The organism is Zwartia panacis, assembly GCF_030410395.1.
Classification (GTDB): Bacteria; Pseudomonadota; Gammaproteobacteria; order Burkholderiales; family Burkholderiaceae_B; genus Zwartia; species Zwartia panacis.
This window is the reverse complement of the sequence record NZ_JAUHHF010000009.1, coordinates 1-13,273: the sequence shown is the minus strand read 5'-3', so window position 1 is coordinate 13,273 and position 13,273 is coordinate 1. Positions and strand designations below refer to the sequence as shown.

The 13,273-nt window shown below is 53.6% G+C and carries 11 protein-coding genes and 1 pseudogene; 3 read left to right on the top strand and 9 right to left on the bottom strand.

Annotated elements, in window-relative coordinates:
• Positions 1-29: 29 nt before the first annotated feature.
• The 4 genes and pseudogenes from QWY30_RS11865 to QWY30_RS11850 form a co-directional block, all read right to left on the bottom strand.
• Positions 30-2,192: pseudogene (locus QWY30_RS11865) on the bottom strand (cyanophycin synthetase); the annotation flags it as partial.
• Positions 2,193-2,298: 106 nt separating this feature from the next.
• Positions 2,299-3,318 (bottom strand): aldo/keto reductase, encoded by a 1,020-nt coding sequence (locus QWY30_RS11860; protein WP_290241295.1) that lies wholly within the window; start codon positions 3,316-3,318, stop codon positions 2,299-2,301.
• A 66-nt stretch (positions 3,319-3,384) separates the two neighbouring features.
• The gene (locus QWY30_RS11855; RefSeq protein WP_290241293.1) at positions 3,385-4,770 is read right to left on the bottom strand and encodes an MmgE/PrpD family protein; all 1,386 of its coding nucleotides are present in this window, start codon (positions 4,768-4,770) and stop codon (positions 3,385-3,387) included.
• A 130-nt stretch (positions 4,771-4,900) separates the two neighbouring features.
• Positions 4,901-5,884 (bottom strand): Bug family tripartite tricarboxylate transporter substrate binding protein, encoded by a 984-nt coding sequence (locus tag QWY30_RS11850; RefSeq protein ID WP_290241291.1) that lies wholly within the window; start codon positions 5,882-5,884, stop codon positions 4,901-4,903.
• 150 nt (positions 5,885-6,034) lie between these two features.
• On the opposite strand from QWY30_RS11850, the gene QWY30_RS11845 reads away from it, so the two are divergent.
• On the top strand, positions 6,035-7,243 hold the full coding sequence (locus QWY30_RS11845) for a pyridoxal phosphate-dependent aminotransferase (protein ID WP_290241289.1): 1,209 nt from the start codon (positions 6,035-6,037) through the stop codon (positions 7,241-7,243).
• Positions 7,244-7,272: 29 nt separating this feature from the next.
• Here QWY30_RS11845 and QWY30_RS11840 read toward each other — a convergent pair whose 3' ends face one another.
• Complete coding sequence (locus QWY30_RS11840) at positions 7,273-7,896, bottom strand: LON peptidase substrate-binding domain-containing protein (RefSeq protein WP_290241287.1); 624 nt, start codon at positions 7,894-7,896, stop codon at positions 7,273-7,275.
• The gene (arfB, locus tag QWY30_RS11835) at positions 7,893-8,297 is read right to left on the bottom strand and encodes an alternative ribosome rescue aminoacyl-tRNA hydrolase ArfB (RefSeq protein WP_290241285.1); all 405 of its coding nucleotides are present in this window, start codon (positions 8,295-8,297) and stop codon (positions 7,893-7,895) included. The genes QWY30_RS11840 and arfB overlap by 4 nt, the downstream gene beginning before the upstream one ends.
• A gap of 60 nt (positions 8,298-8,357) precedes the next feature.
• On the opposite strand from arfB, the gene QWY30_RS11830 reads away from it, so the two are divergent.
• Positions 8,358-8,507 carry a hypothetical protein gene (locus tag QWY30_RS11830; RefSeq protein ID WP_290241283.1) on the top strand — a complete coding sequence of 50 codons (150 nt, stop codon included), beginning with the start codon at positions 8,358-8,360 and terminating at the stop codon, positions 8,505-8,507.
• Between the two features lie 40 nt (positions 8,508-8,547).
• A complete protein-coding gene (locus tag QWY30_RS11825) occupies positions 8,548-10,608 on the top strand; it encodes an O-linked N-acetylglucosamine transferase, SPINDLY family protein (RefSeq protein WP_290241281.1) in 2,061 nt (686 codons plus the stop codon).
• 6 nt (positions 10,609-10,614) lie between these two features.
• On the opposite strand, the gene QWY30_RS11820 is transcribed toward QWY30_RS11825, so the two are convergent.
• From QWY30_RS11820 to QWY30_RS11810, 3 genes are all read right to left on the bottom strand, one after another.
• Entirely contained in the window at positions 10,615-11,187 is a 573-nt protein-coding gene (locus QWY30_RS11820) for a carboxymuconolactone decarboxylase family protein (protein ID WP_290241279.1), read from the bottom strand.
• Positions 11,188-11,259: 72 nt separating this feature from the next.
• The gene (locus QWY30_RS11815; RefSeq protein WP_290241277.1) at positions 11,260-12,234 is read right to left on the bottom strand and encodes a Bug family tripartite tricarboxylate transporter substrate binding protein; all 975 of its coding nucleotides are present in this window, start codon (positions 12,232-12,234) and stop codon (positions 11,260-11,262) included.
• A 3-nt stretch (positions 12,235-12,237) separates the two neighbouring features.
• Entirely contained in the window at positions 12,238-13,146 is a 909-nt protein-coding gene (locus QWY30_RS11810) for a TauD/TfdA dioxygenase family protein (RefSeq protein WP_290241274.1), read from the bottom strand.
• Between the last annotated feature and the right edge of the window lie 127 nt (positions 13,147-13,273).

Here is a 13,273-nt window from a genome sequence, read left to right as displayed (position 1 = left end):
TGACGACGTAGTTTACCGACTTCTTAGTGAAAAGATCGTAAAGCGCCCTTGATACGCTCTGGTGAAATTCCGAGTGCCCAGGCCGCTCCGATGGCGGCTAGAACATGTTGAATTGACTCTTGAGTCAGACCCAGTCCCGAGGCTCTCAGTTCAGAGAGGGCGATGATTTTTTGTTGCGACGCACCATCGGCGGTGACCAGGTGATCTCCCTGGACAAATACCACCCGTTTGCCTTCGGCGTGATGCGCGGCGATGACGGGGGAGTCGGCCTGAGCGCTAAAAAATGTAATGGCGCCATCACAATATTGCGCCAACGAAACAACATTTGGATCGTCGGCGTTCAACACGCCCGCGCCATCAGGCCAGACCACATCGACTTGTGTCCGATAAACTTTGACCAGGTCTTGGGCCGTTTCGAAAGCGTGATAGGCCACTTCAGGTCGTTTAAAAGAATCGGAATAAGCGATATCCGTGACAATGCCCACGGTGCAGCGATCGTAGGACAGTCCTTTGGTGAGGATCTCCATCCCGTCATTTTCGATCACGGCCGCCTCAACCTCGCGATTGAGCAACAAACGTCGAGCCTGATCCCAATTTGCCGCATCTCCAGCAAAAAGCTGTCGATCGCCAACATATAAGCCTTGTGCGCTGGCAAGCCCCGTTCTCCAGCCATGCGCATTGAGGAGGTGGGCGGTCAGGCCTGCGATTTGACTCGTTCCATGACTACCTGTCACACCCACGATCGGAATGCTTCCATTTTCATTGCCAGGGAAAATGTGCTCGATGATGGCGTGACCAACAGGTCTGGATTGACCCTCGGCTGGCTTAAGGTGCATCAGCAAGCCAGGACCCGCGTTGACTTCAACGATTGCTCCACCTTGTGCATGCAGAGGTTTGGAGATGTCCTCGGCGACGAGATCAATACCAGCGATATCGAGTCCGACCGCTTTGGCAGCCAGGGCAGCCATCGCGACGACATCCGGGTGCACATCGTCGGTGCAGTCAAAAGCGACATTGCCATTTCGTTGAATCAACACCTCACGACCTTCGGGGATGACGCTGTCAGCGTCAAAACCCTGGCGTGTCAGCTCCAGTCGCGCTGCTGAGTCGATTCTCACTGGATTGAGTGGCTGGTCTTCGCCTCGACCACGTCGAGGATCGGAGTTGATCTGGCTGGCGATCAGCTCCCGCACGGTCTGCTTGCCATCCCCCACCACGCTAGCGGTCTGACCCTTGGCCGCGGCCGCGAGTTTGCCACCGACGATCAACAGGCGATGCTCGTTTCCGCGGATAAAGCGTTCGACCAGAACGCCGGAGCCTTCATCGACAGCCACGCCGTACGCAGCCTCGATTTCGGCGCGTGTCTCGAGATTGATGAATACACCACGGCCATGATTACCATCAACAGGTTTGACCACAACTGGTAGGCCTAGGTCCTGAGCGGCCTCCCAGGCGTCCGCGGCGCTATCGACGGCTCTCCCACTGGGAATAGGCACACCGCAGGTTTGCAGAAGCTCTTTGGTCAGGCCTTTGTCGCGTGAAATTGTTTCCGCGATGGCACTTGTTTGATCGGTTTCCGCGGTCCAGATCCTTCGCTGCTTCGCGCCGTATCCAAATTGAACAAGGTTGCCTTCGCTCAGGCGAATGGCGGGTATCGTACGTTCATCGGCCGCCAGCACCATGGAGGCTGTGCTGGGACCGAGGCATAGATCTTGAGCGAGATCGCGGAGCTTTTCAAGTTCGCCCTCTAGATCATAGGGCTTGTCATCAATGGCGGCCATGACCAGATCTCGACCCATGTAGAGCGCCGCGAGCGTCACTTTCTCTTCCCAGCCGCTCACCATGACTTTATAAACGCCGCGCTCTTCTGTCTCACGCGCGCGACCAAAACCGTAGCCCGGAACGCCCGCCAGGTCTTGAAGCGCAAGCGTGACATGCTCAAGTATGTGACATGGCCAAGTGCCTTCTTTGAGTCGCATTAAAAAGCCACCGTGCACGCCGGGGCTGCAGCGATGCTCGACCAGGCTTGGCAGCCAGGTCGTTAGGCGTTCGTACAGGCCAGGGACGGTATTGGAGGGGCTGTCTTCGAGGTCGCCGATATCGACGACTGCTTCGATAATGGCGCAATAAGTCCAGATGTTCGGACCGCGTAAATAAGTCGTGCTTTTGATAACGATGTCGCGCGTGTTCATGTGCTCAAATCATGGATGACTGAGCGCTTATTATCACCGCAAAACAGTCGGCAAAGTCGTGCTGTCGCCTCCTGTCTGGCGGTGCCTTGGGGTGTCGTGCGTTCGTTTAACGGGATTTTCGGCCTTTGATTGGATATTGCGGGTCTACAAATCCATGCGTGGAGGCGTAGCCGGGCGGAACAAGTTTGTCGACAAGCGCTTCGTCTTCTGGCAAAAGCTTGACCTCGAGCGCCGCGACGTAGTCTTTCCACTGGTCCAGCGTGCGTGGACCTCCGATGACACCACTGACCAGACGGTTATTGAGCGCCCAGGCGATTGCAAACTGAGTAGGGCTTAAGCCCCGGCTTTGAGCATGCGATTTCAGTTCATTCGCGATTTCGAGCGATTCTGTTCGAAACTCTGTCTGGTGCATGCGTCGGTCACCCCGTTCGGCGCGGCTATTGGGGTCGGGCTGAATGTTGGGGTCGTATTTTCCGGTTAAGACACCGCGCGCCAAAGGACTGTAGGCAACGACACCCACGCCATAATGCGCGCAAGCTGGAATGACCTCAGTCTCAATCAGTCGCGTGACAGCGCTGTATGGGGGCTGACAGACGATGGGTTGTGGAATGCCCATCTTGCGAGCGGTCTCTACCATACGCGCGACTCGCCATCCGCGAAAATTTGAAATCCCGTAATAGCGGATCTTGCCCATTTCGATCAGTCGGGCAAAACTGGAAAGCGTTTCTTCGATGGGTGTGGTTTCATCATCTTTGTGCATGTAATACACGTCGATCCAATCCGTGTTCAGGCGTTTGAGACTATTGTCAATCTCTTGCATGACCCAACGACGTGACAGCCCCTTGTCATTGGGCTCTTTGCCAATCGGGTTGGCGACTTTGGTCGCAAGTACCCAGCGGGCACGGTCTTGGGCGATGAGTTTACCGACGATACGCTCAGATTCACCTCCGGCGTAGTTGTCGGCGCTGTCGATCGCGTTCAGGCCAGCGTCGCGTGTGACTGCGACCATTTCTCGCGCGACGCTTTCGTCAGTCTGGTCGCCAAACATCATGGAGCCTAGCCAAAGTCGCGGCACTAATAAGCCACTATTGCCAAGAGGGCTGTATTCAGGAGTGTTGTTTGCCATCAGGTTGTCACCGTTTTGTTTTGAAATTGAAAAAAGAAAGTTGAATGCGTCGGTCAGGGGAGGGTTTTAGGCAGGGTCCATGAGCGCTGTGATCTGCCGGATATCTTTCACATTTTCCAGATTTTGTAATGCGTCAAAAAGAGGTTTGACTTGTGATGGCGTCATGGACCTTTGCGCACAATCAGAAAACTTTTCCCAGAGCTCGTCCGCCGAGAGAGGGTGATCACCGCCTCGTCCAATGAGGCTGTTGACGCGACGCGAAAGGGTGATCCCAGAGTTGAGCGTGATGATCACTTCAGCCCCAAATTGTTCGGGCGAGTCATCTGGCATGTCGGGATGTTCGCGCGCAATGGTCTTAGCCATGAGGCTACGGATATCCGGATCGAAGTGAGACGTTCCTTCAAAATCTTTCAGTTTGGGTGCCCCTTTTAACAGGGACAAACACACTGCGTATTGAACGGAAAATTTGGCTGCAAGCGGAGTCTGCGGATCAGGATTATTGGTGTGTGGCAGACGCCGTCTGTGCGGCATGATCTCCACCTTTGCAATGTCTTCGATCGCAAACGACTCTTCTTTTCTTAACTGTAATGCCATGGCGACGGCCGGGATTGCGCTCCCGCAGCAGGGAAATTGTTTAAGACCCATGGTTGGACTCAGTACTTCTAGTGGGTTCGCCCAATTTTCGAAAATCAACGCTGCATTGAAATGACCAGGCCCGTTGAAGGCATTGAAAAAACCTTGTTTGTGTTCAAGCGCTGCAGCATTGGCGTCGTAACCTGCTTGGGCCATGAGGGTGGCAAGTAAACCATTGCGCGCGCATTGTCCCACGTGTAGCGGCTTGACCATCGTGCCAAAGTTGGCCTTAAGCCCGGACGCGAATGACGCGGCAATCGCCAACGCTGTCGTAGTTTGTGCTGGATTCAAACCAAGAAGATGCGCACTTGCAGCCGCCGCACCGAAGACACCCAGCGTGGCGGTGGGGTGCCAGCCTTTGTCATAGTGGTAGAAATTGACCGCACGTGCGAGGCGGATTTCGGCCTCGATGCCGACAATGTAGGATTGCAAGAGTGCTAAACCTGAAAGCCCTCGCTCTTGCGCGAGTGCCACAAGAGGCGCGACCAGTGGGGCGGATTGATGACCTCCCATTGGTTGACTGAAGTCGTCATAATCCAGTGCATGGGAGGCCGTGCCATTGATAAACGCCGCATCCAGCGCCGAAGTCTGACGGCGCATGCCCAGCAGAGAGCATTGACCAGGAGCGGTTGCGACACCTGGGGTGTCTAATAAAAGCGTTGTGCATGGTTCCGAGGCCCCCGCAATCGTCACCCCCAACGTGTCAATGATGGCCGTCCGTGCCAAACGATATGCCTCGGGAGGAATAGCCTGCAAGTCAAAGCCGCATATTTTGTTGGCTAATTGCTCAAGAACTGTCTGTTGAGACCCTGCATTCATCACAAATTCCTTAGTCTTTTCAGCTTGCATGGTGGGAGCCATACGTTGAAACGCCCCAGACCTTGCAATAAGTGTCTGAGGCGCAGTCGTGCTGAGAAGTGTTGCAGCTTAGAGGGGTGAGCGCAAGAGATTAAAGTTCAATCTTTGCTGTTTTGGCCACAGCACCCCATTTTTCGATTTCAGCGCGCACATACTTCTGGAATTCTTCAGGCGTGCTGCCAACAGGAATGGCGCCCATGCTTTCCAGTTGCTTGCGAACTTCGGGTGATTTGAGAATTTCTATCGAAGCCTTCGCAATGGTTTGGATAACATCTGGCGGCGTGCCTTTGGGTGCAAATAAACCGCTCCAGGAACTGACCTCGAAATCCTTGAAGCCGAGTTCTGCAAGTGTCGGCACATCCGGCAGTTGGGGTAGGCGAGTGTTGCTGGCGATGGCGATCGCTCTGAGGCGACCAGCCTGAATCGTGCTGGTCACACCGGAGGCAGTCTTAAAACCCATCGACACGGTGCCGCCCATGACATCGTTCATCGCAGGGGCCGCCCCTTTGTAAGGAACATGCAGGGCATCGATGCCCGCGCGCTGCTTGAGCATTTCACCTGCAAGGTGGGGAGAGCCGCCTGCGCCCGAGGAGGCATAACTGAGTTTGCCGGGGTTGGCTTTGGCATACGCGATCAGTTCTGCAAGGGTCTTAACGGGAAGGTCATTGTTGACCACCAACACGCTAGGGGAGGAGACGAGTTGAGTGATCGGGATGAAGTCGCGCTCAGTGTTGTAGTTCAAGTTCTTGTAGATCGACATGTTGGTCGCATTGGCGATCGTGCCGAGAAAAAGCGTGTAGCCATCGGGTTTGGCCCGAGCCGCTTCTGCTGACGCGATATTTGAACCACCACCGGGCTTGTTTTCAACAATGACAGGTTGTCCCAGCACTTTTTCAAGCCGGCTGCCAATCAGTCGCGCGACGATATCGGTCGGGCCGCCTGCGGCGAAGCCCACCAGAATCTTGATCGGCTTGTCAGGATATTTGGCCTGTGCGAGAGCGGTCATGCCCAAACCCGTTGACAAAACCAGGGCTCCGAGTAAGGCGCGGCGGGTACGTTGCAATGTGAAAACCATGTCATTTTCCTCCTGAATTTTTTCGCACGATACCATGCAGAACCTCGTCTTTGGAACTATTGACGACCCTGCCTTGGGTTATATTTATTCGGTTATGCACACCCCTCTCAGGTGTAGCCATTCGGTCTCGATCAATTTCTGGAGAAATAAATGAGTGCAGCGTTACTCTCGCCCCGTATGTCTTTGGTCAAACCTTCGCCGACACTGGCGATCACGGATAACGCAAAGGCGATGAAAGCGCGTGGCATGGATGTGATCGCACTCGCCCAGGGCGAGCCCGACATGGATACGCCCGCCAATATTTGCGAAGCCGCGATCAAAGCGATCAAAGGCGGACAAACCCGTTACACCGCAGTCAATGGAACCGCCGAACTCAAACGCGCGATCGCCAGAAAATTTTTGCGTGACCATGCGATGACCATCAATCCAGATGATGTGATTGTCTGCACTGGCGGCAAGCAGGTATTGTTCAATGCGCTGGTCTCCACAATCGGCGAGGGCGACGAAGTATTGATCCCGGCTCCATATTGGGTGAGTTACCCCGACATGGTTGTATTGGCTGGTGGCAAGGCCGTGTCCGTTGAGTGTGATGCATCGGTTGGTTTCAAACTGACGCCAGAGCTTCTGAAAAAAGCCATCACACCGCGTACGAAATGGTTGATTCTGAACTCACCCTCCAACCCAACCGGTTCGGTATACACCGAAGCCGACTTGAAGGCTTTGGGGCAGGTGTTGAAAGCCCATCCAAACGTACTGGTCATGGTCGACGATATGTACGAAAAGCTTCTGTTCGATGGCGCGAAGTTTGCCACGCTCGCCCAGGTTGTACCTGAGATCGCGGATCGCGTGTTGACGGTCAATGGAGTGTCGAAAGCCTATTGCATGACAGGGTGGCGGATTGGTTATGGCCATGGTCCAAGCTGGTTGATTGGTGCGATGTCCGCGATCCAGTCCCAGTCCACTTCCAACCCTTCCTCAATCAGCCAGGCCGCCGCGCTCGAGGCATTAGACGGCCCCCAAGATTTTATCGCCGCGCATAACGTGATTTTCCAGCGCCGTCGCGACATGGTTGTCAGCATGCTCAACGAGTGCGCAGGAATCACTTGCATGAAACCCCAGGGGGCTTTTTATGTCTATCCAAGTTGCGCGGGTGTTCTGGGGAAAACCACTCCCAAGGGCGTCAAAATCAACAACGATTTTGATTTCGCCAATGCCCTGCTAGATGAAAAATTGGTCGCAGTCGTACCTGGCTCGGCATTCGGTCTCGCACCTTATTTCAGGATTTCGTACGCCACATCGGACGATATCTTGAAAGACGCTTGTCAGCGCATCAAGGATTTTTGCGCATCGCTGAGATAATTAGTCTCGACTCAGACTGTAGAGCAAGGTTATGCGCGTGGGGGCTTGAAGGCCCCCATTTCTTCGAGCATCTCCTGGATTAAATCCAGACGCAGACGAGGATGTTCCATCGTCAGGAGGTGCTGTTTTTGAGGAGCGGGAATATTCAGAAGTTCGGCCCACCGGTTTGCGACCCAGCCACAATCATTGAAATGGTAAGGGGTCAAAAAAGGGCGTTCCGAAGGATCAATGCCTTGCTCTTCGAAAGATTCAATGAGTCGCGCAAGAGCCTGGGAAGTCGGTGTCAGCTCAGGGGGTACCTCAATCTGAGGATCATCATCGATCAGTTCAATCTCGGCAGACCAGGCGCCGTTGGGGGCAAGCGAACGTTCCAATATCCTGAATCGTTTGCCTCCTTGACAGCGCAGCATGAACAAACTCGGTTGAACAGCATCGAACTCAATCATGTGCGCCAGTGTTCCAATTTCAGCAAACTCGACCTCTTTGCCAGGTATGCGAACCTCGGGTCCTTGCGTCAATGTCACGACGCCAAAGGGGCTTTGCTGTTTGAAACACGTTTTAGTCATATCCAGGTAGCGCACTTCGAAAATCTTCAGTGCAAGAAGGCCATCCGGAAATAATGTTGAGCCGAGCGGAAAAAGAGGGATGTTCATATGTGTCGATTCCCGCGTAGGGCCTTGGTTTCTGAGTGTTTGCGCTTTGATTCCAGGCGTCTTTGCCGGGAGCCAAACGTCGGATTTGTGGCATGGCGAGTTTTTGGGGGACGAGCCACACTGTTGACGAGTTCGTTGAGACGAGCAAAGGCTTCGGTCCGGTTCAGTTCCTGACTGCGGTGAGACTGGGCTTTGATGACGATCGCGCCGTCCCTGTTGATTCGGGAGTCCCTGAGCGCGAGCAGTCGAACTTTCACATCGGCAGGCAGACTGGAATGAGGAATATGAAAACGCAAATGGATTGCGCTGGAAACTTTGTTGACATTTTGCCCGCCGGCGCCCTGCGCCCGCATCGCGGAAATCTCAACTTCTGACTCAGGAACTTGAATAGTGGGGAGCATTGGGTTTTTTTGCCGATAGACCTGTACACTAGTTTATCGTTTATTTATCGGGGAATTATCGTGGCAAAAGGTCAACAAAAATCCAACAAAGAAACAAAGAAGCCTAAAAAGGACACTTCCACGCCCAAGCCTGCCTCAGGTTTAAGCGAGCCTGTGCGCGCAACAGTCGTCAATACGGTCTTTACCAAGATCAAGCAAAAAGATCGTTGATACCAGCGCGAAGGATTCGTTTGAATCGGAGTCAGATGTGGTGAGAAATATTGCGTCAGCGGGTCGCCCCGTATCCCCAGGCGATGCGATGAAAGCGCACAGCAGGTTTCAGGAGGGCTTCGCTCTGCATCAGCAGGGTGATATCAACGCGGCACGTGTCCTTTACGAACGCGCGCTCAAGTGGCATCCGAGCCATTTCGATGCGTTGCACATGCTTGCGACAATCGCCTATCAAGCGGGTCAGCTTGATAAGGCTGAAGCATTATTCCTCAAAGCGCTCAAGATCGATCCCGATGCCGTCTATGCGCTCAATAATTTTGGGAATCTTCTTCAGGACCTGAAAAAATACAAGACAGCGCTTGCGCACTACGATCGGGCGCTTTCGCTCGATCCAAACTACGTCGATGCCCATAACAACCGTGGCGATTTGTTGCAACAGATGGGGCGCTGGACAGAAGCCTTGGAGAGTTACGAGCGGGCGATCGCTTTATCGCCGAATTATGCGGCTGCGCACTACAACCGAGGCAATGCGCTGGGGATGATGGGGCGGTTTGAGGAGGCTGTTGCGAGCTATGATCTTGCGCTAGGTCTCGTACCCGACTACGCGCAAGCCCACATGAATCGTGGCAACGCACTCAACGAGCTTGGCCGTCACGCTGACGCGGTCGATAGCTTCGACCGTGCCATTGAATATGCTCCAGACATTCCATACCTGCTGGGCACCCGCTTGCACGTCAATATGCAGATGTGTGACTGGCGCCATTATCGCGAGCGTCTCGACGCGGTCTTGGATGCGGTCAAGAGCAATCAGCCCGCGAGCCTGCCTTTTCCGCTTCTGGCGCTGACCTCTGATCCGGCCCTGCAACTACGTGCCGCCCAAACCTGGATCACGGCGACTTACCCGGCTGCTAAACAAGCGCACCGATTTAGCAAGCGCGCCAATAAAACGCGTCTTCGTATAGGTTATTTTTCTGCCGATTTTCGTCAGCATCCTGTTGCCCAGCTGATTGCAGGCCTATTTGAAGCGCATGATCGATCCAGATTCGAGATCTATGCTTTTTCTTCCGGTCCAGACACGCGTGACGAGATGCGCTTACGTTTGGAAAGTGGTTTTGAACACTTCATCGATGTGAGAGAGGAAAGCGATGCGCAGTTGATTGCCCGCGCACGCGAGCTTGAGCTCGATATTGCCGTGGACTTGAGTGGATTGACCACAGGCTGCAGACCTGCCGTGTTCGCCGCACGCGTCGCACCCGTTCAAATTAATTATCTCGGGTACCCCGGTACGATGGGTGCAACCTACATGGACTACATCCTTGCGGATGAAACGTTGATCCCTCCAGAGAGTGAGAGGTTTTATACCGAGAAAGTGATCTATTTGCCTCATAGCTATCAGCCCAATGATCGCAAACGGGCAGTCGCATCGCACCCCTTGACGCGCAAGGAGCTTGCCCTACCTCAAGAGGCTTTTGTCTTTTGTTGTTTCAATAATAATTACAAAATTACGCCTGAGACTTTCGACCGATGGATGGCGATTTTGCGAGCGGTACCCGACAGCGTGTTGTGGCTGTTGCAGGCGAGTGAACATACGGCTAACAATCTACGCCGAGAAGCTCATAACAGGGGTGTGAGTCCGGATCGTTTGTTTTTTGCGCCTAAACTGCCCGTGGATCAGCATCTGGCGCGTCAGAAATGCGCGGATTTGTTCATTGACTCACTTCCATATAACGCCCACACCACCACCAGCGATGCACTCTGGGTCGGTTTGCCTGTCTTGACTTGTCTGGGAGAGGGTTTTGCCAGTCGTGTGGCTGCGAGTTTGCTGCGGGCAGTTCATTTGCCTGAGTTGGTCACTGAAAATGCCGAGGCCTTCGTGGCGCGGGCCATCGAGCTGGCCAGAGACCGCGGTCAACTCGAGGCCATTCGACAGAAACTCGAAACGAATCGGCTGACCGCTCCCTTATTCGACATCGAGCGTCTGGCACGTGCGATTGAGTGTGCGTTCATTGAGGTGGATGAACGCCGACAGGCAGGTCTGCCGCCCGTGTCCATCCACATCGCCGAGCCGCTGCCGCTCACTGACCGAGCGAGCAAGCGATAGATGTGACTAAATTGCTTCCGGGAAGGGGAGTGTTTTGCCTTCGGGAATAGGTTCCTCTCCCAGACTTAACAGCATGGCGATCGTGACATAGGTGCCGCTCACTGCGATGAGATCGACGAGTTGTTGTTCACCCAGTACTTTTTTGGCGTGTTGAAACAGCTCTTCACTGATCTTGTGATTTTTGCTCATGTTCATACATACGTCATAGACCGCTTCTTCATCGGGTTGCATGTTGCGAGGACGGATATTTTGCTTGAGATCATCGGCGACATGTGCAGGCAAGTCGTTGCGCAACGCGATTGGGTAGTGCGCCACCCACTCGACCTGAGAACTCCATAAGCGCGCCTGGATCAAAATGGCAAACTCACTTAAGCGCATGGGTAGTGAATTATTGAAACGTAAATAATCGAGCAAGCGTTTCATTCTGTCTGCAAAAATGGGACTCCGCAGCATGACGTTGTAGGGACCTGCTAGCCCAAGGCTGGAGATATCCAGAATTTCTTGCGCCAGTCCGCGAGACTCTTGGGGCAACGTTTCGAGGGTGACTTGTGGAAATCTTTTTTGTTTTGCGTTTGACATAGAAGGTCCGTGTGGGATTGATCGTGTGTAATGGATGAAGTCAACAAACCTAGCTGGTTTTATAGCCTAGATTCATCGGATAGACGTCTGGGTGCGTTGCAGCAATTCTTTGTACTGTGTGTGATCGGTTTCCAGTCTGGCTCTGAATTCAGCAGGGGTGGATGTTTGAACTTCCATGCCCTGAGCCGCGAGTTTCTCGTAAAACTTAGGATTCGCCGCAACCTTTTTAATGGCTGAGTTGAGTCGATCTATGACGGCAGGTGGAGTATTTGCTGGAGCAATGACACCTTGCCACGTATAGGCGGTAAAGCCTGGCAAAGTTTGTCCAACTGTTGGGACGTCCGGTGTGGCGGCACCACGCTTGGAGCCGGAGGTCGCGATCAGCTCGAGCCTGCCCTCCTTGATGTGCTCTGTATTGCCAACGAGCGAGGTGAACATCATGTCGACGCGGCCGGCTAACAGGTCTACCAAGGCAGGGCCGGCACCTTTATAGGGGACATGGACCAAATCGATTCCAGCTGCCACGCGGAAAGACTCTCCTGCCAAATGTTGAGCAGAGCCATTACCAGAAGAGGCGAAGTTCAATTTGCCCGGATTCTTTCTGGCGTAGTCGATCAACTGTTCAACTGTTTTGATTTTCAGGCCGGGTGTTACCAGCAAGCCAAGCGGCTGGATGGTAGTGAGCGAAACAGGTGAAAAGTCTTTAACAGGGTCGTAGGTGGGGCCCGCGTGCAGCAAGGGTGTGATCACGAAGGCATTCGTGCCAAACAATAGATTGTAGCCATCGGGATTCGCCCGCTTGATGGAGTCCGTGCCGACCAGTGTGCCACCACCTGCGCGATTTTCAACAATCACCGACTGTCCCATGATGGGGGTCAGTTCCTGTGCCAGCATGCGCGCCACAATATCAGTGGCGCCTCCCGGAGCGTATCCGACAATCAATCGAATAGGCTTATCAGGATAAGCTTGATTTCCTTGAGCGCTTGCGCTTGCACTCAGCAGGCATGCGAGGGATAACAGGCACGATAGGAGTTGTCTCAATTTCATTTTTTATGTCCTTGCGTGAAAAATAATCGGTTCCTGCGTGCCACCTGGTCCGAACAGTCGATCTGCCATCACCTGGCAACGTTGCATGTAACGGTGTTCGTCGGGACCATAGTCCGCAACTGCATTGTGTGTCGTGCCGATGTTGTCCCACATGAGAACCGAGTCTTGACTCCATTTGTGCGAGTAAAGATACTTGTCTTGTAGTTGAAGCTCAAACAATTGCTCAAGGATCGCATCACTCTGCGCTTTGGGCAGACCGTTGATCGCGATGGCGTAGCCAGGGTTGGCATACAGGACCTTTCTACCTGTCAATGGATGCGTCAGAAAAGCGGGATGACTGACTGGCGGACGTGCTTTTCTCTCTGTCTCGCTTAATGGTGGACGCGTGCTGCCAGGACGAGCGCGCATCATGTCCCAAAATTTGTTGAAATCGTGCGTGATGGTTTTATCTGCAAGCCTTTGTTTCAGATCTTCAGGAAGGTCCTCGTAAACGGCATGCATGTTTCTGAATTGTGTATCACCCAGAGGTTTTCCATCGCGGTGCGGAATAGTTGTGCCATACAAAATATTTGCCAGAGCGATGACGGGTGCATACGACATATCAGTATGCCAGGACTGGCCGGCATCTTTCAGTCCGAGCGGCTGACCATTGACCACCATATTAGAGAGAATCATGACTTCCGGAAAACCGGGTGCTTGCGCGCGTCCTCCCGGACTGATGTAGAGCGAACCAAACTCTTGGCTAAAATTTTTGAGTTGAGCCGTCGTGAGGGACTGGTTCGGAAACTCGAGTACCCCGTACCGGCCCAGCGCCAATAACAGCGCATCTGTTTGCGCACCCATCAATGGCAGAGATAAATCAATCTCTTGAACACGGGCGCCAAGCGTCCCGGGCATCGGAATGATTTTCATTTTTGTCTTATATGGACGCCTCCCGGTTTGGCAAGAAATATTTGATTTCGACAGTTAAGGTGGTTGCAGTCTTATATCCGGTCTGTTTGTGCAGACGCGAAGCCTGCTGACCCTGATGGAATTCGCC

Bases quoted from the DNA above. Each gene is read 5' to 3' on its own strand.
- QWY30_RS11860 (WP_290241295.1), bottom strand. From the start codon at position 3,318: ATGGCAAACAACACTCCTGAATACAGCCCTCTTGGCAATAGTGGCTTA.
- QWY30_RS11855 (WP_290241293.1), bottom strand. From the start codon at position 4,770: ATGAATGCAGGGTCTCAACAGACAGTTCTTGAGCAATTAGCCAACAAA.
- QWY30_RS11850 (WP_290241291.1), bottom strand. From the start codon at position 5,884: ATGGTTTTCACATTGCAACGTACCCGCCGCGCCTTACTCGGAGCCCTG.
- QWY30_RS11845 (WP_290241289.1), top strand. From the start codon at position 6,035: ATGAGTGCAGCGTTACTCTCGCCCCGTATGTCTTTGGTCAAACCTTCG.
- QWY30_RS11840 (WP_290241287.1), bottom strand. From the start codon at position 7,896: ATGAACATCCCTCTTTTTCCGCTCGGCTCAACATTATTTCCGGATGGC.
- arfB (WP_290241285.1), bottom strand. From the start codon at position 8,297: ATGCTCCCCACTATTCAAGTTCCTGAGTCAGAAGTTGAGATTTCCGCG.
- QWY30_RS11820 (WP_290241279.1), bottom strand. From the start codon at position 11,187: ATGTCAAACGCAAAACAAAAAAGATTTCCACAAGTCACCCTCGAAACG.
- QWY30_RS11815 (WP_290241277.1), bottom strand. From the start codon at position 12,234: ATGAAATTGAGACAACTCCTATCGTGCCTGTTATCCCTCGCATGCCTG.
- QWY30_RS11810 (WP_290241274.1), bottom strand. From the start codon at position 13,146: ATGAAAATCATTCCGATGCCCGGGACGCTTGGCGCCCGTGTTCAAGAG.